Source organism: Micromonospora sp. NPDC048887 (assembly GCF_040649715.1).
Taxonomy (GTDB): Bacteria; Actinomycetota; Actinomycetes; order Mycobacteriales; family Micromonosporaceae; genus Micromonospora.
In genome coordinates, this window is the sequence record NZ_JBEZGA010000016.1 from 65,847 (window position 1) to 87,983 (window position 22,137).

Below are 22,137 nucleotides of genomic sequence, written 5' to 3' on the forward strand. Positions count from 1 at the left end.
CGCGCGTCCGGTCACGACGTCGGCGGCCGTACCTGCCCGTCGCGGACCATGCGGATCTCGCATACGCCGTCCTGGACCTGCGTCGTACCGTCGGCTTCGAAGCCGTGCCGGCGGTAGAACGCCTGGGCACGAGGGTTGGGATCGGCGACCCACAGCGCCGCCGGCTCCGCCGGGTCGAGGACGGCCCGCAACAACGCCGGCCCGGCGCCGGTGCCGTGATCGGCCGCGTGCACGTAGAGGACGTACAGCTGGCGCGCCCACGCCGCCTCGGCATCGAGCGGCGGGCCCGACATCGCGATCCCGACCAGTTCGCCTCCCCGCTCGGCCACCGCCGCCCGGTTCTCCCGATAGCGCTCGTCGGTCAACGCGGCGGTCCAGAACCGCTCCCGAAAGGCCGGCAGGTCCGGGTCGTCGAGCACCGTGTCCGGCATGAGCCCGCGGTACGTCTCCTGCCAGCACCGGACATGCACGCGTGCCATCCGGGCGGCGTCCTCGGCCCGGGCCTCGCGAACGGTCACCGACGGGTCCACCGCCGCATCGTAGGCGGCCGGCCGTTCCGGCATCGCCCCTTTTCGGGGCGTCTACTGAGTGTGCGGGGCGCTCATCCCGGGGGTGAAGCTGCGGGCGGCGCCGCGATCCGGCGAGCCGCCGTCGGACGGCTGCCACGGCCCGAACGCGGCCACCGCGGCGAGCGCCAGGCCGGCCCCCGCCACCGCGAGCACCAGCACCACTTCCCGCGCTCCGCCCGATCCGGCTTCCCCCGCCATGAACCGCTCCCTCCGCGTCCGGCCGACCCCCCGACCGGTCCCCCGCGCAGCAGCATCACCGCCCGGGGTCCGGTCGCACAGTCGGGCAGCCGACCGAACATCGACTGATTCCCGACTCAGGAGCGAACGCTCCGCCCGACCGGAGACGAGCCGGTCACGCGCGGGCCGCGGTCAGCGGCGGCGCGGGCGCCGGCGAGGACGGGTTCCCGGGGCGGGGTGCGCGGCGGCGGGCGCGGTGATGGTCACCGGCACGCCGGACGGCTCCCGGGCGCCGGTGAGCCGGCTCAGCTCGCCGTCGCCGGCGCGTACCCGCGTGGTCTTGGGGTTGATGCCCGCGGTGCTCATCAGCCGGGCCACGTCGCGGCGCTGGTCCGGCAGGACGAGCGTCACCACGGTGCCCGACTCGCCGGCCCGCGCGGTCCGGCCGCCCCGGTGCAGGTAGTCCTTGGCCTCGGTGGGCGGGTCGGCGTTGACGACCAGGTCCAGCCCGTCGACGTGGATGCCACGGGCCGCCACGTCGGTCGCCACCAGCGCGGTGACCTGGCCGGTGCGGAACTGCTCCAGGATGCGGGTGCGCTGCGGCTGCGACTTGCCGCCGTGCAGCGCCGCCGCGCGTACGCCCTTGGCGAGCAACTGGCGGGCCACCCGGTCGGCGCGGTGCTTGGTGGCGATGAACACGATCGTGCGGCCCTCGCGGGCGGCGATGTGCGCCAGCGCGGCCGGCTTGTCCTCCGCCTCCAGGTGCAGCACGTGGTGCGTCATCGCGGTGACGGTGGCGGTGCCCGGGTCGACGGAGTGCGTCACCGGGTCGGTCAGGAACCGGCGGACCAGCCGGTCCACGCCCCCGTCCAGGGTTGCGGAGAAGAGCATCCGCTGGCCGCCCGGCGCGACCTGCTCCAGCAACTTCGTCACCTGCGGCAGGAAGCCCATGTCGGCCATCTGGTCCGCCTCGTCCAGCACGGTGATGGCCACCTGCTCCAGCCGGGCGTCGCCCCTGTCGATCAGGTCGTGCAGCCGGCCCGGCGTGGCGACCAGCACCTCGGCGCCGGCGCGCAGCGCGGCGGCCTGCCGGCCCAGCGAGAGCCCGCCGACCACAGTGGCGCAGCGCAGGCCGAGCACGGCGGCGTACGGGGCGAGCGCGTCGGTGACCTGCGCGGCCAGTTCACGGGTGGGTACGAGCACCAGCGCGAGCGGGCGGCCCGCTCGGGCCCGGCGGCCGGCCGTACGGTGCAGCAGCGGCAGCCCGAACGCGAGCGTCTTGCCGGAGCCGGTACGCCCCCGGCCGAGCACGTCCCGGCCGGCCAGCGAGTCCGGGATCGTGGCCGTCTGGATCGGGAACGGCGCGGAGATGCCCTGCGCGGCCAGCTCGGAGATGAGCGCCGGAGCCAGACCGGTGGCGGCGAACGTGGGCAGGGTCGTGGTCATGCGGAAAGCCTTCCTCGAGGCGGCACGTGTCGAGGAAGGGCGCCGGGTTGCGGCGCGTCACCGGCGTCACCGGTGGTCACAAGCACGAACCGAAGGGACGGGCCGGCCCGGCAGAGGCGGGCCGGCCCGTGCACCGCGCCCGACCGGGCGCGGTGGTGGTGCCGGTTGATCCGAAGATCAGAGCGGGCGGATGTTCTCCGCCTGCGGGCCCTTCTGGCCCTGGGTCACCTCGAACTCGACCCGCTGGTTCTCGTCCAGGCTCCGGTAGCCGGAGGTCTGGATCGCCGAGAAGTGGGCGAAGACGTCGGCGCCGCCGTCGTCCGGGGTGATGAAGCCAAAGCCCTTGTCAGCGTTGAACCACTTGACGGTGCCAATTGCCATGTGTTTCGTCTCCTTGACGGAACGGTCGGCCCGCACGTGTTGCGGGCCGGAGAGGAGCACCCCGCGCGTGGAATACGCGGCGTGCCTGTCGCTGCTGGTCGCCCCGCCCGGAGAACTCCGGACACAACAAAGAGCGCCTGGGGCCACAATCCGCCAGGCGCACACAGAGTCTCTGGAAACCAAAACTGCAACCCAGACAACGTATCACGGATTCGTGCGCTGCGGGAGATCCCCCGGGATCTCCGGCACGGCGGCCACCAGACCGGCCAGTCCCTCCGCGTCGAGCAGGTCGGCCGGGCGGACGGTGGCGGAGTCCCGCACGTAGTGGAACGCCGCGCCCACCCGGTCCACCGGCACCCCGGCCAGCTCCGCCCAGGCCAGCCGGTAGACAGCCAGCTGCACCGCCGCCGCGTCGGCCTCCCGGCCGGACGGCTGCCGCCCGGTCTTCCAGTCGACCACGTCGTAGCGCCCGCCCGGGCGGGCGAACACGGCGTCCATCCGGCCCCGCACCACCACTCCGGCGATGACAGTGGCGAACGGCACCTCCACCTCCACCGGCACCCGGTCGGCCCACTCGCTGGCCAGGAAGCGCTCCTGCAACTCGACAAGCGCCTCGTCCGGCGCCGCGTCCTCGTCCGCCGCGCCGGGCAGCTCGTCCACGTCGAGCAGCCGGTCCGCGCCGAAGCGCTGCTCCAGCCAGGCGTGGAACGCGGTGCCGCGCCGGGCGTACGGGTTGGGCTCGGTCGGCATCGGGCGGCGCAGCGTCCTGGCCAGCGCCTCCGGGTCGCGGCGCAACGCCACGAGCTGGGTCACCGAGAGCTGGCCGGGTAGTTCGACCTCGACCGCCTCGGCCTGCCGGGCCAGCTCCGCCCGCTCGGCGAGCAGCAGATCGGCCTCCCGCCGCCAGCGGACCACCTCGGCGTCCACCCCGGCCGGCGCGAGCACTGCCGCCTCGCGGCGGGCCGCCTCCGGGTCGGCCAGGTAACGGCGGATCAGCGCCGCCGCCTCGGTCAGCGCGGGCCGGCGGGCGCCGAGCGGGTCGGCCGGCCACTCGGCCCGCAGCACGGTCTCGGTGGTCGGGTTCACCGCGTCCCCGGCCGGCTCGGGCGTCCACGCGTCCACCACGTGCCCGTTCGGTTCGGCCAGGCAGGCGTCGTGCACCTCACGCAGGAACACCGACGGGCCGCGGAACCGCTTGGTCCCCTCCCCCCACCAGTAGCCGGAGCAGAGCAGCAGCCGGCGGGGGCGGGTCACCGCCACGTACGCCAGGCGGCGCTCCTCCCGCTCGTCGTGCGCCCGCCAGGCGTCGGTGAACTCGGTGAGCGCCCGGGCCACGCCGCGCTGGTCCTCCGCCTCGGGCAGGGCCAGCTCGGGCAGCCCGTCCGCGTCGCCGCGCAGCGGGAACGGCAGCACGCCCAGCCCGCCCAGCCAGTGATCGGAGTTACGGACCGGCCCCGGCCAGCCGCCCCGGGTCATCCCGGCCACCGCCACCACGTCCCACTCCAGGCCCTTCGCGGCGTGCGCGGTGAGCACCTGCACCGCGCCGGCCACCACCTCGACCTCGCCCGGCGCCAGCCCGCGCTCCTCGTCCTCGGCGGCGGCCAGGTAGGCGAGGAAACCGGCGAGCGTGGCGCCGGGGGTCTCGCCGCTGAACCGGGCCGCCACGTCGCCCAGCGCGTCCAGGTGGGCGCGGGCGAGCCCGGCGTCGCCCGCGCCGTCCCGGCCGGCCCGGACCGCCACCTCGACGTCGAGCCCGATGGTCCGCTCGATGTCCGCGATCAGCTCCGGCAGCGACTGGTCCAGCCGGTAGCGCAGCAGCGCCAGCTCCATCCCGTACGAGCGCAGCCGCGCGTAGCCCTCGGCCGAGTACGCCTGCGCCGGCCCCAGGTCGGCCAGCGCCTCGACGAGCGTCGCCTCGTCCAGCGCGTCCACGGTGATCTCCGGGCCCTCGTCGCCGGTCAGCTCCCGGCGGCTGCGGGCGATCGCACGGGCCCGGCGGTGCAGGGCGACCAGGTCACGCGGGCCGATCCGCCAGCGCGCGCCGGTCAGCAGCCGCAGCAGCGCCGCCCCGTCGGTCGGGTCGGCGAGCACGCGCAGCGTGCACACCACGTCCCGTACCTCGGGGGTGTCCAGCAGCCCACCCAGGCCGACCACGTCGACAGGCAGCCCGCGGGCGCGCAACGCCGCCTCGATCGCCGGGATCTGGCTGCGCAGCCGCACCAGCACCGCAGTGGTCGGCCGCCGGTCGGCGGGGATGTGCTCGGGCAGCGCACCCGACATCCCGGCCGCCCCCCGCCAGGCCGCCAGCACGCTGTCCGCGATCCAGTCGGCCTCGTCGGCGTACGTCTCCAGCAGCGCGCAGTGCACGGTGCCGCCGGCCTGCCCGCCGGGGGTGCGGTGCGGGATCGGATCGCGGACGCTGAGCGCGGCGTGCAGTTCCGGCACCCGCGCGCCGGCCGCCCGCAGCGGCACCGAGAGCGTGTTCGCCACGCCGAGGATCTCCGGCCGGTTGCGCCAGCTCGTGGTGAGGCTGAGCACGTCGGCGGGGCTGCCGTCGGTGCGGGCGAACTCGGCCGGGAACCGGTCGAGCGTGCCCGCGCTGGCACCGCGCCAGCCGTAGATGGACTGGCACGGGTCGCCCACGGCGGTGACCGGGTGGCCACCACCGAACAGCGCGTTGAGCAGCACCACCTGGGCGTGGCTGGTGTCCTGGTACTCGTCGAGCAGCACCACCCGGAACCGGTCCCGCTCGATCACACCGACGCCGGGATGGTCGCGGGCCACCCGGGCCGCGCGGGCGAGCTGATCGGCGAAGTCCATCGCCTCGAAGTCGTCCTTGCGCCGGGCGTAAGAGCGCACCAGCGGCAGCAGCTTCAGACGGGTCCGCTGGAGCTGGAGCGCCTTGCGCACGTCGGCGTAGACCCGGCCGGGCCGGGACTGCACGTCGGCGAAGAACCGGCCGGTCCAGGCGGCCAGCTCGTCCGGGTCGACCAGGTGCTCGTCCAGCTCACCGGCGAGCGCCAGCACGGCGTCGGTGATGGTCGACGGCATCCGGTCCACCTCGGACATGTCGCCGTCGTAGTTGCGCACCAGCAGGTCGACCAGCTGCCAGCGGGACGCCTCGGTGAGCAGCCGGGTGGTCGGCTCGTACCCGGCCCGCAGCCCGTGCTCGGTGACGATCCGCCCGGCGTACGAGTGGTACGTCGACACCGTCGGCTCGCCCGCCAGTGGGTCGTCGTGCGGGTCCCGCCCCTGCCGGCCGAGCCGCCGGATGAGCTGGTCGAGGCGGGTCCGGACCCGGTGCGCCAGCTCGCCCGCCGCCTTGCGGGTGAAGGTCAGGCCGAGGATGTGCTCGGGACGTACGTAGGAGTTGGCGACCAGCCACACCACCCGCGCGGCCATCGTCTCGGTCTTGCCCGAGCCGGCGCCCGCTACCACAAGCAGCGGCTCCACCGGCGCGGCGATGATCGCGGCCTGCTCCCGGGTGGGCGCGGGCAGCCGCAGCAGCCGGGCCAGCTCGACCGGCGTGTAGCGGGGCCCGGCGTCGGCGGTACGCGGCGCGGGCGTGGCGGAGGCGCCGAACAGCGCCGGCTGAACGCTCACGGTGCGGTCCCTGTTCGCGACTGCGGGGCTCGCAAGACCGGCTCACTCCTCGCGCTCACGAGCCCTCCGGTGGTGGCTCGACCACCTGGCGGCCCTGGCCGGAGACCGGGCAGCTGGTGCGGACCGGGCAGACCCGGCACTTGGAGTTGACCACGGCGGCGAACGTCGAGGCGGCCATCGTGTCCGCGGTACGGCGCACCAGCGCGGTGGCCCAACCGGCCTCCGGGCCCTCCCCGACCGCCGCCTGGGTCTGCTCCTTGGCGTCCCGCGCGCCGGTGCCGAGCTGCACCAGCGCGGCCCCGCCCGGCTCCTCGCCGAACTCGGCGAACCCGCCCGCCTCCACCGCCGCCTGGTACGCACCGAGCTGCGGATGCTCGGCCACCTCCCGCTCGGTGACCGCCGTCGACTTGCCGGTCTTCAGGTCGATCACCACGAGCCGCCCCTCCGCGTCGACCTCCAGCCGGTCGACCCGGCCGGTCAGCTCGATCGGACGGGACGGGTCGTCGAGGCGGACCGCGAACTCGTGCTCGATCGCGAGCAGCCGTCGCGGGTTGCCGGCCAGCCAGCGCAGCAGCTTGTCCACCATCGCCTCGGCGCGCTGCCGCTCCGGCCCGGCCATCCACCGGGCGGCCAGCTCGATCGCGTCGAACCGCGCGGCCACGTACTCCAGCAACGCCTCCCGGTCGACGCTCGCGTCCTCCGCGAGCATGGCGGCGGCGTGCACCAGGTTGCCGACGCCCTGCGCGGCGCTCGCCGGCCCGCTGCCGCCGTGCCGTTCCAGCAGCCACCGCAGGCTGCACCGCAGCGCGCTCTCCATCGCCGACGGGGTGACCCGCACCGGCTCGCCCTCGTCGACGAGCGGCCGGTCGTCGGACAGGCCGCGCAACCCCCACCAGTCGTCCGGGTGCGCGCCGGGCACCCCGGCGGCGGCCAGCCGCGCCAGCTCACCCGCCGCCGCGTGCCGCCGGGTGATCGGCGTCGCCGGGTCGGTGACCGCGGTACGCAGCTCCGCCACCAACGCGGACAGGGTGAGCCCGCGCGGCGGCAGGGTGACCGGGAGCGCGGCGGGCGGCCCGTCCTGCGGGTGCTCGTCCCCGTGCGGCACCGGCCCGTCGGCGGCTCGTCCGCGCGCGGCCTGGCCGGTCGGAGCTGGCCGGTTCCGGGCCGGACCATCCGGCGCGGCCTGCTGCGGACTCGGGCCGGTCGAGGCCGGGCCGTCCGGGTTCGGGCCGGTCGGGGCCGGGCCGGTCGGGGCCGGGCCGGTCGGGGCCGGGCCGGTCGGGGCCGGGCCGGTCGGGGCCGGGCCGGTCGGGGCCGGGCCGGTTCCGCCGGTGGCGGGCGGATCGGCGGCGGCCAGTTCGTACAGGAAACGGCTCGGCTGCTCCTCGTGGTCGTCGCCGCCGACCGCGGCGGACGCGACGGCGGTCACCACTAGCCGCCGCCGCGCCCGGCTGACAGCGACATGGAACAGCCGCCGCTCCTCGTCCAGCAGCGCTGAGGTCTGCCCGACCAGGCTGGCCCGCAGCCCGGCGCCGTCGGCACGGCCGGCGAGCACGTCGACGAGCCGCTCCGAGCCGAGCAGGCTGCCGCGCAGGCGCAGGTCCGGCCAGACGCCCTCCTGCACCCCTGCGACCGCGACCAGATCCCACTCCAGGCCCTTGGCGGCGTGCGCGGTCAGCAGGCGTACCGCGTCGCCCCGGTCGGCGGCGGCGGCGAGCGTGTCGGCGGGCAGCTCCTGCCCGAGGACGTGGTCGAGGAACACCTCGGTACGCGCCCCGGGCAACCGGTCGGTGAACCGGGCCGCCGCGTCGAAGAGCACGAGCACCGCGTCCAGGTCCCGGTCGGCGGCCTCGGCCCGCCAGCGTTGAGCGGTCTCCTGCTCGCCGGAGGCCGCCCGCCCCCTGGTGATCACCCCGGCCCAGCGTTCGGCCAGCCCGCTCTCCCGCCACACCGCCCAGAGCACGTCCTCGACAGTGGCGCCGGGCCTCCCGGCCGTCTCCCGGGCGGTCGCGAGCAGGTGCGCCACCGCCTGCGCGGGCGCGGCCCAGCGACGTTCGATGGCGGCCATCTCGGCCGGGTCCCGCAGCGCCTCCACCAGCAGCTCGCCGGAGGGGCGGCGGTCACCGCCGGCCAGCGCCAGCGCCCGCAACCCCTGGCGCAGCCGCCGCTCGGCCAGCGGGTCGGCCCCGCCCAGCGGCGAGTGCAGCAACGCGACAGCCGCCTCCTCGTCCAGCCGGTCGGGTTCGAGCGCGCAGCGCAGCAGGAGCAGCAGCGGAGCCACCGCCGGCTGGAGGTGCAGCGGCAGGTCCTCGCCGTGCACGACGGTCGGCACGCCGGCCGTGTGCAGGGCACGCCGCAACGAGGGCAGCTGCCGGCCGGTGGAGCGGACCAGCACCGCCATCCGGGACCAGGGCACGCCGTCGAGCAGGTGCGCCTCGCGCAACGCGTGGGCCAGCCACGCCGACTCGCTGGTGGCGGACCGGAACGTCCGCACCTCCACCGTCCCGGCCGGAGCGCCGGGCAGCGGACGCAGCCGCCGGTGCGCCGCCGGGCCGCGCAGCCGCCGGGCCAGCCGGGCGGTGGCGGCGAGCAGTTCCGGTCCGGCCCGGTACGAGGTGGTGAGCGTGACCTGGGCGGCCGGCGCGCCGGAGGCGGTGCGGAAGCGGTGCGGGAACGTGGTGACGCCCGCCGGGTCGGCGCCGCGGAACGCGTACGTGGACGAGTCCGGGTCGGCGAACGCGACCAGTGCCCGCCCGCCTCCGGCCACCACGGCGAGCAGGTCGAGCTGGGCCGGGTCGGTGTCGGCCAGCTCGTCGACGTACACGTGGGACAGGCGGCGGCGCTCGGCGGCGAGCAGCTCGGGATCGTCGAGCAGCATGCCGGTGGCGGCGCGCACCAGCTCCGCCGGGTCGTACGCCACCGAACCCCTGTTGCTCACGTCACGCAGGGCGAGCACGGCGACGTACTCCCGCAGGAAGCGCGCGGCGGCCAGCCAGTCGGCGCGGCCCAGCCTCTCGCCCAGCCGGGCCAGCTCGACCGGGCCGACGCCGCGCTCCGCGGCACGCATCAGCAGGTCGCGGAGCTGCTGGGCGAACGCCCGGGTACGCAGCGCGGGACGCATGTCCTCCGGCCAGCCGACCGGGTCGTCGCCGGGTTCCTCACCCACCACGTCGAGCAGTTCCCGGATGATCAGATCCTGCTCGGGGCCGGTGAGCAGCCGGGGCGAGGGCTCACCGCGTTCGGCCGCCGCCCGGCGCAGCAGCCCGAACGCGTACGCCGGGAACGTGCGCACCAGCGGCTCACGGATCACGCGGTGTCCGCCCCCGGCGATCCGCGCCTCGATCCGGCGGCGCAGCTCGGTGGCTCCGCGCCGGCCGAAGGTGAGCACGAGGATCCGCTCCGGGTCGACGCCCTCGGCCACCCGGGCGGCCACCGCCTCGACGAGCGTCGTCGTCTTGCCGGTGCCGGGACCGCCCACGACGAGCATCGGCCCGGCCGTGTGCGCGACCACCTCGGCCTGCACCGGGTCGGCCCGGCGCACACCGCTCAGGCCCTGCCCGGCTCCGGCCTCCTGGGTCTCCTCGTGTGTCGCGGGAGTCGTGGCGTCGGCGGCTGCGGGCGACGGGATGGTCTCCGGGTGCGCGGCATCGCCCGCCGACCCCCCGGATCGCGGCTCCGCATCGGCCGGCCCGCCGGGCCGACCCACCCCCTGCCCCGCCCCGGCGTCGTGGGTGACCCCCGCCTCCGCGCCGCCGGGCCGGCGCACCAACCGGTACGCCTGCATCACCGACATCCCACCACGCCGGTACGACACCCGGAAACCGACGTCCACCCCGCGCGCCGCAGCTCATCCGCGTGACGCGACTACGGCACCTGCTGGTTCCCGCTCGACGGACACGGAGGCGTCGGATGCCGAGGCGGCGCCGCGCCTACGCGAGCCGGCCCCTCATCCAGAATCCGAGAAAAGCTGTCCGATTCCCGAGATTGCAATAGATCTTGGCAGGAAAGTGCCCCCATAGGGGCCATTTGCTGCTACCAAGATCTCCCGGCGGGGCCGCGCGCGGCGCGGCGGGCGGCGCGGGGCGGGGCGGCGAACGCGAGGGTTAAGTCAGGCGGGCGTCGACGAGGTCGAGGGCGGCGGGGACGCTGTCGGCGACCATCAGCAGGTCCAGCGCGGCCGGCTTGAGGAACTGCTGCTCGCCGAGCCCGCGGATCCAGTCGAGCAGCGGCCGGTAGAAGCCGTCCACGTCGACGATCACCATCGGCTTGGCGTGCAGGGCCAGGGTGGCGGTGGTCCAGACCTCGAACAGCTCGTCGAGCGTGCCGAGGCCGCCGGGCAGCGCGACGAACGCGTCGGACTTCTCGTCCATCAGCGTCTTGCGGCTGGCCAGGCTGTCGGTGACCAGCAGTTCGTCCGAGTCCAGGTCGGCGACCTCCAGGTCGACCAGGGACTGCGGGATGACGCCGACGGTGCGGCCGCCGGCCGCCCGGGCGCCCTGCACCACGGCACCCATCATGCCGACGCAGCCGCCGCCGCTGACCAGCGTGTGCCCGCGCCGGGCCAGTTCCGCGCCGGTCTCGGTGGCGAGTGCCAGCCAGCGGGCGTCGAGGGTACGGGAGGACGCGCAGAAGACACAGACGTTGGCCACGGGTCAGCTCCGTCCCGCCGGGCCCTCGGGGGCGGCCTCGGCGGCGGCGCGCTGGTCGGCGGCCGCCCGGGCGACCGCCTCCTCGCGGACGGCCTCCTGTTCGGCGGAGAGCACGGCCTCGGCCTCCACGATGTGCCGGACCGCCTCGTTGACGTCGTCGGTGAGCCGGATCAGGTCGAGGTCGGCCGGGCCGATCTTGCCCTCGGCGGCCATGGTTGCGCGCAGCCAGTCGAGCAGGCCCCGCCAGTAGTCGGTGCCCATCAGCACGACCGGGAAGCGGGTCACCTTGCCGGTCTGCACCAGGGTGAGCGCCTCGAACAGCTCGTCCAGCGTGCCGAAGCCGCCGGGCAGCACCACGAACGCCTGGGCGTACTTGACGAACATGGTCTTGCGGGCGAAGAAGTAGCGGAAGTCGATGGCCAGGTCGACCCAGTCGTTGAGGCCCTGTTCGAACGGCAGCTCGATGCCGAGCCCGACGGAGAGACCGCCGGCCTCACCGGCGCCCCGGTTGGCGGCCTCCATCACACCGGGACCACCGCCGGTGATCACCGCGTAGCCGGCCCGGGCCAGGGCGCCGCCCAGTTCCTCGGCCATCCGGCACTCCGGGCTGTCCGGCTTGCTGCGGGCGGAACCGAAGACGCTCACCGCCGGGGGCAGGTCGGCGAGGGTGTCGAAGCCCTCGACGAACTCGGAGAGGATCCGCAGCGCGCGCCAGGCGTCCTTGGTCTTCCAGTCGCTGCGGCCCCGGGAGTCGAGGAGCCGCTGGTCGGCCGTACTCGTCGGAATCGCCCGGTTGCGCAGCGTGACCGCGCCGCGGTGCCGTTCCGCCCGGTGCTGCTCCCCCCGCTGGCCGTGCTCGGCCGGCATTTCCCTGCTCTCGCCCATGGAGCCACCGTAGTAGAGCGGCACCGGCGCGGCGCGCAGGCCCGGTAGCCGGAGAAATCTTTGGGATCCGGGCAACTAATTCGGTCGCACGGACGTCTTACTATTCACATACCCGGTATACCCCGGGCGACGCGCCTTCGGGGGAGGAGCCAGCGTTGATCAGTAACAGCGAGATGATCCGGATCCGCCGTCAGATGCAGCGGCGGATCCGCGACGTGGTGGCCGAGCGCCGCCGCGCCCGGATGATGGAGACCCACCGGTCCGACCTGACCGGCGAGACAGGCGAGGCGGACGCACCCCTGACGACGACCGTCTGACGATCCCGGGGGCCCGCACGGTGGGAGCGGGCCCCGGGGTCGCAGCGCGTCAGGCCGGGGCCAGCCAGCGGTGCAGCGTCGCCGCACCGTCCCGGATCTTGGTCAGTTCGACGTGCTCGTCCTTGTGGTGCGCGAGGTTCGGGTCGCCGGGGCCGAAGTTCAGCGCCGGGATGCCCATGGCCGCGAAGCGCGCCACGTCCGTCCAGCCCAGCTTGCCGATCGGCGCGGCGCCGACCGCCGCCAGGAACTCCTGCGCCGCCGGGCTGTCCAGCCCGGGCGGCGCGCCGGCCGCCGCGTCGGTGACCGTCAGCTCGAAGCCGGCGAAGACCTCGCGCAGGTGCGCCTCGGCGCCGGCCGGGTCGCGGTCCGGGGCGTACCGGTAGTTGATCTCGATGTCGCAGCGGTCGGGGATGACGTTGCCGGCCACCCCGCCGGTGATCCGTACCGCGTTGAGGCCCTCGCGGTAGTCGCAGCCCTCGATGGTCACCCGGCGGGCCTCGTACGTGGTCAGCCGCCGCAGCACCTCGCTCGCGCCGTGGATGGCGTTCACCCCGTGCCAGGAGCGCGCCGCGTGGGCCCGCTCGCCGTGCGTGGTGACCACCGCCCGCATGGTGCCCTGGCAGCCCGCCTCGACGATCCCGTACGTCGGCTCCAGCAGCACCGCGAAGTCGGCCTCCAGCCACTCGGGGTGGCTCTGCGCGACCAGGGTGAGGCCGTTGTACTTCGACTCGATCTCCTCGGCCTCGTAGAAGAAGTACGTGACGTCGTAGCGCGGGTCGGGCAGCGTGACCGCCAGGTGCAGGGCGAAGGCCACCCCGGACTTCATGTCGGACGTGCCGCAGCCGTACATCAGGTCGCCGCGCATGGTGGAGGGGAAGTTGCCGTTGAGCGGGACGGTGTCCAGGTGGCCCGCGAGCACCACGCGCTGCGCCCGCCCGAGGTCGGTACGGGCCATGACGGTGTTCGAGTGCCGGTAGGTGGTCAGGTGCGGCACACCGCGCAGCACCTCCTCGACGCAGTCGGCGATCGCCTTCTCGTTGAGGGATACCGACTCGATGTCGACCAGGGCGCGGGTCAGCGCCACCGGATCGGCCAGGACCTCGGGGGTCAACGGGTTCTGCATGTCTCGCACGGTACCGTCATCCTCGGTGGGTGCGAGGGACACGTGCCGCGCCCCCGGCCGCGAGCAGCGGCGGACGCCGCCGCCGGAGCAGAGAGGTGACACAGTGACGTCCGCACCATCCGCCTGGGGCATCGGCCTGGCCACCGTCACCGCACAGGACCAGGTGCTCGACACCTGGTACCCGACCGGCAAGCTGGGTCTGGGCGAGCTGCCGCTGGTGCCCGGCGAGGACCGGGCCGACGTGCTCGACCTGCCCCCGGGCGCGGTCGGCGAGCGGGCGCTGCCCGGCCTGCGCACCGTCGAGGTGACCACGCTGATCGGCTCGCTGGACGACCCGATCAAGGACGCCGCCGACGCGTACCTGCGGTTGCACCTGCTCTCCCACCGCCTGGTGCGACCAAACGAGCTGAACCTCGACGGCATCTTCGGCAAGCTGGCGAACGTGGCCTGGACGTCGGCCGGGCCGTGCCCGCCGGAGCGGGTGGACGAGCTGCGCGTCATCGAGCGCGCCGCCGGCCGCCACCTGTCCGTGTACGGGGTGGACAAGTTCCCCCGGATGACCGACTACGTGGTGCCGTCGGGAGTGCGGATCGCCGACGCGGACCGGGTGCGGCTGGGCGCGTACCTGTCCTCCGGCACGACAGTGATGCACGAGGGCTTCGTCAACTACAACGCCGGCACGCTCGGCACCTCGATGGTCGAGGGCCGCATCGTGCAGGGCGTGGTGGTCGGCGACGGCTCCGACATCGGCGGTGGCGCCTCGATCATGGGCACGCTCTCCGGCGGCGGCACGGAGCGGGTGCGCATCGGTGAGCGCAGCCTGGTCGGCGCGAACGCCGGTGTCGGCATCACGCTCGGCGACGACTGCGTGGTGGAGGCCGGCTGCTACATCACCGCCGCCTCGAAGATCACCCTGCCGGACGGCCGGGTGGTGAAGGCCCGCGAGCTGTCCGGTGTCGACGGGCTGCTGTTCTGGCGCAACTCGGTGACCGGCGCGCTGGAGGCGAAGCCCCGCACCGGCCAGGGCATCACGCTCAACGCCGCGCTGCACGCCAACGACTGAGCCGTACCCCCGTCCGGGTCCGCGCGCACCGCGCGGACCCGGACGGCCGGCTCACCGCAGGCGGTACGCCTGGATGATCCGCTGGGTCACGGTGTTGCCGGCGTCGTCCCGGGCGGTGGCCCGCAGCGACGCGTACCCCGGGCCGGCCGGGTGCCGGACGGTGGCCGTCCACGCCCCGCCCTGCTTCTTCAGCGCCGCCTTGCGCCAGGTCTTCCCGCCGTCGTACGAGACGTCGACGGTGAGCGCGACGACCCGGCCGGACGGCGCGCCGGGCTGGCGCCGCACCGTCACCGGCACGGTGAACGTCCGGCCCGCCGGTGCGGAGCTGTCCACCGCCAGCGGTGGGGCGAACCGGACCGCCATGGCCGGCAGCCGGGCCGGCACGTCACCCGGAACCCGCTTGGAGCGGAACGTCCAGCTCGCCGAGACCTCGGTGCTCAGGTCGGTGAAGCCCCGCTTCGCGACGGCCTCCAGCCGGTAGTTCGCCGCGCCCGGCGGCACTGTGAACTCGCCGTACCCCGGGTAGGGCGACTCGGCGAACAGCTTGCCGTTGCGGTAGAGCCGGGTCTGCTCGGTGTCGTTGAGCGAAACGCCCGGGTGCCCGGCCGCGTCGCTGTACACCGGCAGCGAGACCACCATCAGATCGCCGGTACGGGTGATGCCCTCCTCCGGCCAGCGCGGCTGCGGGAACGACGGGCCGAACGGTGCCTTGTTCCACTCGTCGCGGTAGGTGTGCCCGGCCCGGTAGCGGGTCGGCACTCGTTCCAGCACCGCCCTCGGCTCCAGCCAGCCCTCCTCGTCCCGCTCCCCGAAGGCCAGCTCGGCGCTCCAGCGGGTCCGGACGGTGCTGAGGTGGTCGATCCGCTTGCTCGGCACCTGGACCGGCAGCACGATCGCCGAGCCGCCCATGTTGTAGTCGGGCTCCGGGTACACGACCAGTTCGTTCTCCATCCCGGTGTAGCCGGCGGCGAACCGGTTGGTGACAACAGCCAGTTCGGCCGGCCGGTAGTGCCGGACGAAGCCGGTCGGGAAGCGGCCCGGGAACAGGTCGTTCAGGCCGTAGAAGTACGGGCTGCGCTCAGGCGCTGTCGGCTCGACCCACTGACTGGCGAGCGAGCCGACGAAGACCTTGTCGGAGACGGTGCGGCCGAGCTGGGCCGAGTAGAGCCCTTCGAACCTGTCGGCCCAGAGCCCGAAGGTGGCGTAGTAGTCGCCGAAGTTCCACGCCGCCGTGAGGTCGATCAGCAGTGGCGCCGCGCCGCGCTGCGGCACCGTGGTGCGGATCGGCTTCGCCCGCCGGGCGTCCAGCGTGAGCCGCTGGTTGCCCGCCACCACCAGTTCCGGCTGGGCGAGGAAGGTGGCCTCCGAGCCCTGGTCACCGTCGCCGAAGATCAGGCTCTGCACGCCGTACCGGCCCTTCGGCACCCGGATCCGAGGCTCGCCGTCGACGTCGTACACGTCGCGGTAGCTGCCGTCGTCGAGCCCGAGCAGGCTGGTGTAGTAGCCGCCGGACAGAGCGCCGGAGCGGTCGCGGTGTGTCACGGTCAGGTCGTAGCTCTCCACCTCGCGGTCCACCGCGAGCGGGGTCACCGCCACCGCGTCGCCCGCGCGGGCGACCAGGCGGCCGGTCCAGTAGCCGTCGGCGCCGCCGAGCCGGGTGTCCACCACCACCGTCACCTGGGCGCTGCCGCCCGCCGGGACGGTGAGCCGGGAGGCGCTGAGGGTGAGCATGCCGGCCGGCGCGGACCGCCCGCCCGGACCGGTGAAATCGGTGCTCAGGTCCAGCGTGATCGGGGCGTCTCCGCCGTTGCGGTAGGTGACCGTCCGGCTGATCGGCTGGTCGTCGGCGTGCGGCCAGGCCGCCACGCCGAACGAGACGGACGCCGGTTCGCTCGTCACCTGCTGGGTGATCGCGCGGGCGAGGTCGACCCGGCCCGCGCCCTGCTGGAACGCGGTCTGTTCCGGGTGCGGCTTCGCCGAGGCCATCAGCGTCGCCTTGTAGCGGGCCGGCGTCCAGCCGGGGTGCTGCTGGGCGAGCAACGCGACCGCGCCGGCCACGTGCGGTGCGGCCATCGACGTGCCGGACAGCGAGGCGTACCGGTCCCCCACCGGGTCACCGATCTGCCCGTTCGCGGCCCGCGCGGCCACGATCTCCACGCCCGGCGCGGTGATGTCCGGCTTGATCGCCCCGTCGCCGACCCGGGGGCCGCGGCTGGAGAAGTCGGCGAGCGCGTCGTCCCGGTCCACCGCGCCGACCGCGAGCGCGGCGTCGGCGGTGGCCGGCGAGCCGACCGAACCGTCGGCGCCGTCGTTGCCGGCGGAGATCACGAAGAGCGTCCCGTGCTGCTCGGTGAGCGTCCCGACCGCCTGCTCCAGCGGGTCCACCTCGGGGGTGTCGCCGCCGGTGAGGCTCATGTTGACCACTGTGGCGTGCTGCTCGGCCGCGGCCCACTGCATGCCGGCCAGGATGGCCGACTCGGTGCAGCCGTAGACCTCGCAGACCTTTCCGGACAGCAGCGTGGCGTCCGGCGCGACGCCCCGGTACTTCCCGCCGGAGGCGGCGCCGCTGCCGGCGATGGTCGAGGCGACGTGCGTGCCGTGACCGACGATGTCGTCCGGGTCCGCCTCCTCGGTGAAGTTGCGTGACTCGGCGACCTTGCCGGCCAGGTCGGGATGGGTCAGGTCGACGCCGGTGTCGAGCACCGCGACCCGCACGCCCTTGCCGGTCCAGCCGGCCGCCCAGGCGGCCGGTGCGCCGATCTGCGGCACGCTGCGGTCGAGCGCCACCCGCCGCCGGCCGTCGAGCCAGATCCGGTCGACACCCCCCGCCGCGTCGAGCCGGGCACCGGAGCCGTCCGCGCTCACCGCCTTCCAGAGCGCGCCGGTGTCGTGCTTGTCGGCGGTGACCGCCGCGCCGCCGATCACCGGCAGGTCGCGGGTCACCCGGGCGCCGGCGAGCGGAGCCGCCGTCCGCCGGGCCACCCCCGGCCGGTACGACACGAGCAGCGGTACGGTGTCGCGGCGCGCGTCGTCGTAGCCGGCCTCGATCAGCCCGGTGACGTCGAACAGCCGCCCGTCCAGCCGGCCGGAGCGGACCAGCCCGAGCGCGTCCTGCGGCAGCACGGTCAGGTGGTCGCGGTCGCGGCGGACCAGGAACTCGACGCCGGTACGGCCGGGGCCGGGGCGTACCGCGGCACGGCCACCGGCGGCGACAGTCACCTTGTCGCCGGTGATCAGGGTGACGGTGACCGGTCGGGCACCGGCCGGCGCGGACGGGCCGGTACGGGCGGCCGGGCTGGTCGGCGCGGCGGCCAGCGCGGGCACCGGCAGGCCGAGCGCCAGCGTCAGGCCGAGGCCGAACGCCGTCAGCTTTCTGCGGTTTCGGGGCAACCTTCCTCCTTCGTCAGGGCGTTTCATCGATAAGAGGCACATCGACACGGGTATCAGGATTGCATACCGCGTATGCATCAGGAAGTAACTGATCCGCCCGAACCGCTACCGCGCCGCCGGGCGGGCCGGGACGATCAGGCGATGACCTCCATGAAGGACCGGATGCTGGCCGGCGAACGGTACATCGCCGACGATCCCGCGATCATCGCCGACCTGGAGCGCGCGGCACAGCTCAGCGAGCGTTTCAACAGCAGTTCCGCCGACGACCCGGCGGGCCGCCTCGCCGCCCTGCGCGAGCTGCTCGGCTCACTCGGCGACGACGCGTGGATCCGGCCGCCGCTGTACTGCGACTACGGCTACCAGACCCACATCGGCCCGCGTACCTTCGTGAACTTCAACGCGGTCTTCCTCGACGTCGCCCGGATCAGCATCGGCGCGGACGTCCAGATCGGACCGAACGTGCAACTGCTCACCGCCACCCACCCGGTGGAACCGGAGGCGCGCCGGGCCAAATGGGAGTCGGCCCTGCCGATCACCATCGGCGACAACGTCTGGCTCGGCGGCGGGGTGATCGTGCTGGCCGGGGTGGCGATCGGCGAGAACACGGTGGTCGGCGCCGGCGCGGTGGTGACGCGCGACCTGCCGCCCGGCGTCGTGGCGGTTGGCAACCCGGCCCGCCCGGTGCGGAGCGTTCACGAATCCTCGTGAGCCGGCCGCGCCCCGCGTCACCGCGGCGGGTCGGCCAGGCGTACCACCAGGTCGGCGTGCCCGGCCGTGCCGGCGACCAGCCGGGCGTTCTCCTCGTCGCTGCCCAGCGCCCAGGCGCGCGCCTGCTCCGGCGACTTCCCGTACGCCTCGTGGCGCGCGGTGAGCCGGCGCAGCCGCTCCCGCGCGTCCAGGTCGAGGAACCAGATCTGGTGCAGGAGGGTGCGCACCTCCTCCCACGGGTCGTCCCGCAGCAGCAGGTAGTTGCCCTCGGTCACCACCAGGCGCACCTCGGGCGGCACCTCGATCGCCCCGGCGACCGGCTCCTCCAGGTCGCGGCGGAACTCCGGCGCCCACACCGACGTCGGTTCCAGCCGGCGCAACCGGCGCAGCACGGAGACGAAGCCGTTGACGTCGAACGTGTCCGGCGCGCCCTTGCGCCCCGCCCGGCCCAGCCGTGCCAGCGCGGGCCCGGCCAGGTGGAACCCGTCCATCGGGACCAGCCGGGCGACCGGGCCGAGCGCGGCCACGATCCCTTCCGCCAGGGTGGACTTGCCCGCCCCGGGTGCCCCGGCGATGCCGAGCAGCTGACGCGGGCCGTCCTCGGCCAGGGCCCGCGCCCGGACGACCAGCTCGTCGAGCCCGAGCACCTCCGCCGCCGGCATCAGCCCAGCACCGGCTCGCTGATGGTGAACCGCGCCTCGACCGCCGCCTGCACCGGCTGCGGCGCCGGGTCCAGCTCCAGTTCGCGCTCCGGCTCGCCGGAGCGCGAGTATGCCGCCCCGACCATCATCATCGGCGACCCGGCGCTCATCCCGGTGTCGGACAGCTCGCGCAACGCGATCACCTGGGCACCGAGCGCCTCGGCGTACTCCCGGGCCCGGACCAGCGCGTCGGCGATGGCGGCCCGCCGCGCCTCCCGGTAGGCAGGGCTGTCCGGACGCAGCGACCACACCGGCCCGGCCACCTCGACCTGCTCCTGGTCGGCCAGGCGGAGCATCAGGTCACCGAGCGCGGTGAAGTCGGTGGTCGTCACGGTGGTGCTCACGCTGCCCTGGTAGGCCACCACCCGCTCGCCGGCGCGCTTCGTCACCGGCCAGACGTGGACCTGGCCGGTCTCCCGGCGCTCCACCACGGGCCCGGCCGCGTCGAGCAACGCGCGCACCGCGGCGGCCCGTTCGGCCAGCCGGGTCAGCGTGGTCTCCCGGTCCCGGTCCCGCACCACCGCCGTCACAGTGAACCGGGCCAGCTCGGGAGCCACCTCCCGGTACGCCTCACCGCGTACCGCCACGACCGGTGCGTCCGCCATGCCGCTCAGCCTAACGGCGGGGCGGCCGGCAGGTGCGCCGTGTAGGTGACCGCGCCGGCCGTCTCCCGCACCTCGCTCAGGTGGCCGCCCGCCGCGCCCAGCTCCCGCAGGTACGCCAGCTCGCCCGCGTGGTCGGCGGTGGCCGGGAACTCCCGCCGGTGCGGGGTGAACGAGCGTGCCCGCAGCGTGGCGCGGACGTCGCGCCCCTCGGCGAACCGGTCGGCCAGCGCACCGGCGTCGCCGCCGCGCAGCGCCTCGGTCAGCTCGTTCAGGAACGCGCCGAGCGCGTCCAGTTCGGCGAGCACGCGGTCGCGGTTGCCGAGCAGCATGTTCGCGGTCCGCTCCGGTGGTCCACCGGCGACCCGGGTGCCGTCGGAGAAGCTGCCGGCGGCCAGCGTCAGCACCGCGTCCCGCAGCGCCGACCGGTGCACGGTGCCGGCCAGCGCACCGGCCAGCACGTGCGGTACGTGCGAGGCGAGCGCGGCGGCCCCGTCGTGCTCCGGGGCGGACATCGGCACCACCCGGGCGTGGAAGACGTCCACCAGCAGCGTCGCCAGCCGCCGGAACGCGGCCAGGCCGGTCGGCCCCGGGCAGAGCACCCAGGCGGCGCCGTCGAGCAGGTCCGCGCTGGCCGCGCCCGCTCCGGCCCGGTCCGCGCCGGCCATCGGATGACCCGGCACGCACCGGTGCCCGAGCCCTTGCACTGTGGCGGCGGTGCTGACCTCGGCCTTGACGCTGCCCACGTCGGTGAGCACGCACCCGTCGTCGGTCACGGCGGCGACCCGGGCCAGCATCGTCGGCAGCGTGGGCAGCGGGCCGCAGAGGAACACCACGTCCCGTCCGGTGACCGCCTCCTCGACCGTGTCGGGTGCCGCCACGCCCCGGTCGCGTACCTGCCGGCGGGCGGCCGGATCCGGATCCCATCCGGTGACGTCGAGCCCGGCCGCGCGCAGCCGCAGCAGCACCGAACCGCCGATCAGCCCGGTGCCGACCACCGCCGCCCGCGCCAGCCCGCCCGCCACGTCACGACCCGGCGAGCCGTCCGGCCACCGCGTCGACGTGCTCGTCGGACTCGGTGAGCGCCACCCGGACGTGCCGGGCGCCGGCCGGGCCGTAGAAGACGCCCGCGGCCACCAGGATGCCCCGGCGGGCCAGCCAGTCCACGGTCTCCCAGCAGTCCTCGTCGCGGGTGAGCCAGAGGTAGAGCCCGGCCTCGGAGTGCTCGACGGTGAAGCCGGCGGCCGTGAAGGCCTCGCGCAGCTTCTCCCGCCGGACGCGGTAACGCTCCCGCTGGGCGTCGGCGTGCTCCTGGTCGCCGAGCGCGGCCACCATCGCCGCCTGCACCGGGGCCGGAACGATCAGGCCCGCGTGCTTGCGGATCTTGAGCAGCTCGGCCACCAGCGCCGGGTCACCGGCGACGAACCCGGCCCGGTAGCCGGCCAGGTTCGAGCGCTTGGACAGCGAGTGCACCGCCAGCACGCCGTCGTACGGGCCGCCGCACACCTCGGGTGAGAGCACCGAGACGGGCTCGGCGTCCCAGCCCAGCGGCAGGTAGCACTCGTCGCTGGCGACCACCGCCCCGCGCTCGCGCGCCCACTCGACCACCTTGCGCAGGTGGGCGGCGGGCAGCACCCGGCCGGTCGGGTTGCCGGGCGAGTTGACCCAGACCAGGCGGACCCGGGGATCCGGGCCCAGCGCCGTCAGCGAGTCGGTGCGGACCGTCGTCGCGCCGGCCAGCCGAGCCCCGTCCTCGTAGGTCGGGTAGGCCACCGACGGCACCACCACCACGTCACCGGGGCCGAGCCCGAGCAGCGTGGGCAGCCAGGCCACCAGCTCCTTGGAGCCGATCGTGGGCAGCACGCCCAGGCCGTCCACGCCCGCGCCGCAGGCCCGCGCGACCCAGGCCGCGATCGCGTTGCGCAGTGCGGGCGTACCGGCGGTCAGCGGGTAGCCCGGCGCGTTCGACGCGTCGGCCAGGGCCCGGCGGATCAGCTCCGGCACCGGGTCGACCGGCGTGCCCATCGACAGGTTGATGAGACCGTCCGGATGCGCCGCGGCCGTGGCGGCCGCGGCGTCCAGCGTGTCCCAGGTGAAGTCGGGCAGCCGAGCCGAGACCGGCGTACGCCGGTTCAGTGGCCCTCGCCGCGCGGCGGCTGCGCGGCGACGAAGGTGGCGTCCTTCTCCACCTTGCCGATCTTCGAGGCGCCACCGGGCGAGCCCAGCTCCTCGAAGAACTCGTAGTTCGCCCCGGTGTAGTCCTTCCACTGCTCCGGGACGTCGTCCTCGTAGAAGATCGCTTCCACCGGGCAGACCGGCTCGCAGGCACCACAGTCGACGCACTCGTCGGGGTGGATGTAGAGCATCCGGTTGCCCTCGTAGATGCAGTCGACCGGGCACTCCTCGATGCATGCCTTGTCGAGCACATCCACGCACGGCTCGGCGATGATGTAGGTCACCGGTCTTCTCCTCCGCAAGACTCGTCGCGATCAACCGCAACGATAAGAGCCTAGTATCTCGCCG

Annotated in this window: 18 protein-coding genes; 3 read left to right on the top strand and 15 right to left on the bottom strand. The window is 74.8% G+C overall.

What is annotated here, in order from left to right:
* Positions 1–11: 11 nt before the first annotated feature.
* The 8 genes from AB0C17_RS22885 to AB0C17_RS22920 form a co-directional block, all read right to left on the bottom strand.
* A complete protein-coding gene (locus AB0C17_RS22885) occupies positions 12–530 on the bottom strand; it encodes a GNAT family N-acetyltransferase (RefSeq protein WP_357383623.1) in 519 nt (172 codons plus the stop codon).
* Positions 531–581: 51 nt separating this feature from the next.
* Positions 582–767 (bottom strand): hypothetical protein, encoded by a 186-nt coding sequence (locus AB0C17_RS22890; protein ID WP_357383621.1) that lies wholly within the window; start codon positions 765–767, stop codon positions 582–584.
* Positions 768–938: 171 nt separating this feature from the next.
* Positions 939–2,192, bottom strand: coding sequence for a DEAD/DEAH box helicase (locus tag AB0C17_RS22895; RefSeq protein ID WP_357480363.1), 1,254 nt, complete (start codon positions 2,190–2,192; stop codon positions 939–941).
* A 177-nt stretch (positions 2,193–2,369) separates the two neighbouring features.
* Positions 2,370–2,573 carry a cold-shock protein gene (locus AB0C17_RS22900; protein ID WP_013288421.1) on the bottom strand — a complete coding sequence of 68 codons (204 nt, stop codon included), beginning with the start codon at positions 2,571–2,573 and terminating at the stop codon, positions 2,370–2,372.
* Positions 2,574–2,777: 204 nt separating this feature from the next.
* Complete coding sequence (locus AB0C17_RS22905) at positions 2,778–6,176, bottom strand: UvrD-helicase domain-containing protein (RefSeq protein ID WP_357383616.1); 3,399 nt, start codon at positions 6,174–6,176, stop codon at positions 2,778–2,780.
* Between the two features lie 55 nt (positions 6,177–6,231).
* On the bottom strand, positions 6,232–9,960 hold the full coding sequence (locus AB0C17_RS22910; protein WP_357480415.1) for a PD-(D/E)XK nuclease family protein: 3,729 nt from the start codon (positions 9,958–9,960) through the stop codon (positions 6,232–6,234).
* Between the two features lie 319 nt (positions 9,961–10,279).
* Positions 10,280–10,825, bottom strand: coding sequence for a TIGR00730 family Rossman fold protein (locus AB0C17_RS22915; RefSeq protein WP_281579811.1), 546 nt, complete (start codon positions 10,823–10,825; stop codon positions 10,280–10,282).
* 3 nt (positions 10,826–10,828) lie between these two features.
* The gene (locus AB0C17_RS22920) at positions 10,829–11,692 is read right to left on the bottom strand and encodes a TIGR00730 family Rossman fold protein (protein WP_357383917.1); all 864 of its coding nucleotides are present in this window, start codon (positions 11,690–11,692) and stop codon (positions 10,829–10,831) included.
* 173 nt (positions 11,693–11,865) lie between these two features.
* On the opposite strand from AB0C17_RS22920, the gene AB0C17_RS22925 reads away from it, so the two are divergent.
* On the top strand, positions 11,866–12,027 hold the full coding sequence (locus AB0C17_RS22925; RefSeq protein WP_181726661.1) for a hypothetical protein: 162 nt from the start codon (positions 11,866–11,868) through the stop codon (positions 12,025–12,027).
* Between the two features lie 49 nt (positions 12,028–12,076).
* On the opposite strand, the gene dapE is transcribed toward AB0C17_RS22925, so the two are convergent.
* A complete protein-coding gene (gene dapE, locus AB0C17_RS22930) occupies positions 12,077–13,150 on the bottom strand; it encodes a succinyl-diaminopimelate desuccinylase (protein WP_357472439.1) in 1,074 nt (357 codons plus the stop codon).
* 103 nt (positions 13,151–13,253) lie between these two features.
* Here dapE and dapD point away from each other — a divergent pair, with 103 nt between their 5' ends.
* A complete protein-coding gene (gene dapD / locus AB0C17_RS22935; RefSeq protein ID WP_357383611.1) occupies positions 13,254–14,213 on the top strand; it encodes a 2,3,4,5-tetrahydropyridine-2,6-dicarboxylate N-succinyltransferase in 960 nt (319 codons plus the stop codon).
* Between the two features lie 51 nt (positions 14,214–14,264).
* On the opposite strand, the gene AB0C17_RS22940 is transcribed toward dapD, so the two are convergent.
* Complete coding sequence (locus AB0C17_RS22940) at positions 14,265–17,603, bottom strand: S8 family serine peptidase (protein ID WP_357472443.1); 3,339 nt, start codon at positions 17,601–17,603, stop codon at positions 14,265–14,267.
* Between the two features lie 141 nt (positions 17,604–17,744).
* Between AB0C17_RS22940 and AB0C17_RS22945 the strand changes: the two genes are divergently transcribed.
* The gene (locus AB0C17_RS22945) at positions 17,745–18,311 is read left to right on the top strand and encodes a sugar O-acetyltransferase (RefSeq protein ID WP_357383607.1); all 567 of its coding nucleotides are present in this window, start codon (positions 17,745–17,747) and stop codon (positions 18,309–18,311) included.
* A 17-nt stretch (positions 18,312–18,328) separates the two neighbouring features.
* Here AB0C17_RS22945 and AB0C17_RS22950 read toward each other — a convergent pair whose 3' ends face one another.
* From AB0C17_RS22950 to fdxA, 5 genes are read right to left on the bottom strand one after another with little or no spacing between them, the layout of a single operon-like run.
* The gene (locus tag AB0C17_RS22950) at positions 18,329–18,973 is read right to left on the bottom strand and encodes a nucleoside/nucleotide kinase family protein (RefSeq protein ID WP_357383605.1); all 645 of its coding nucleotides are present in this window, start codon (positions 18,971–18,973) and stop codon (positions 18,329–18,331) included.
* On the bottom strand, positions 18,973–19,617 hold the full coding sequence (locus AB0C17_RS22955) for an SIMPL domain-containing protein (RefSeq protein WP_357480366.1): 645 nt from the start codon (positions 19,615–19,617) through the stop codon (positions 18,973–18,975). The genes AB0C17_RS22950 and AB0C17_RS22955 overlap by 1 nt, the downstream gene beginning before the upstream one ends.
* A gap of 5 nt (positions 19,618–19,622) precedes the next feature.
* A complete protein-coding gene (locus tag AB0C17_RS22960) occupies positions 19,623–20,639 on the bottom strand; it encodes a prephenate dehydrogenase/arogenate dehydrogenase family protein (protein WP_357480369.1) in 1,017 nt (338 codons plus the stop codon).
* Between the two features lies 1 nt (position 20,640).
* On the bottom strand, positions 20,641–21,750 hold the full coding sequence (dapC, locus tag AB0C17_RS22965) for a succinyldiaminopimelate transaminase (protein WP_357480418.1): 1,110 nt from the start codon (positions 21,748–21,750) through the stop codon (positions 20,641–20,643).
* The gene (gene fdxA / locus AB0C17_RS22970) at positions 21,747–22,073 is read right to left on the bottom strand and encodes a ferredoxin (protein ID WP_091422126.1); all 327 of its coding nucleotides are present in this window, start codon (positions 22,071–22,073) and stop codon (positions 21,747–21,749) included. The genes dapC and fdxA overlap by 4 nt, the downstream gene beginning before the upstream one ends.
* Positions 22,074–22,137 lie beyond the last annotated feature (64 nt).

Bases quoted from the DNA above. Each gene is read 5' to 3' on its own strand.
- AB0C17_RS22890 (WP_357383621.1), bottom strand. From the start codon at position 767: ATGGCGGGGGAAGCCGGATCGGGCGGAGCGCGGGAAGTGGTGCTGGTG.
- AB0C17_RS22895 (WP_357480363.1), bottom strand. From the start codon at position 2,192: ATGACCACGACCCTGCCCACGTTCGCCGCCACCGGTCTGGCTCCGGCG.
- AB0C17_RS22900 (WP_013288421.1), bottom strand. From the start codon at position 2,573: ATGGCAATTGGCACCGTCAAGTGGTTCAACGCTGACAAGGGCTTTGGC.
- AB0C17_RS22910 (WP_357480415.1), bottom strand. From the start codon at position 9,960: ATGCAGGCGTACCGGTTGGTGCGCCGGCCCGGCGGCGCGGAGGCGGGG.
- AB0C17_RS22920 (WP_357383917.1), bottom strand. From the start codon at position 11,692: ATGCCGGCCGAGCACGGCCAGCGGGGGGAGCAGCACCGGGCGGAACGG.
- dapE (WP_357472439.1), bottom strand. From the start codon at position 13,150: ATGCAGAACCCGTTGACCCCCGAGGTCCTGGCCGATCCGGTGGCGCTG.
- AB0C17_RS22945 (WP_357383607.1), top strand. From the start codon at position 17,745: ATGACCTCCATGAAGGACCGGATGCTGGCCGGCGAACGGTACATCGCC.
- AB0C17_RS22950 (WP_357383605.1), bottom strand. From the start codon at position 18,973: ATGCCGGCGGCGGAGGTGCTCGGGCTCGACGAGCTGGTCGTCCGGGCG.
- AB0C17_RS22955 (WP_357480366.1), bottom strand. From the start codon at position 19,617: ATGGCGGACGCACCGGTCGTGGCGGTACGCGGTGAGGCGTACCGGGAG.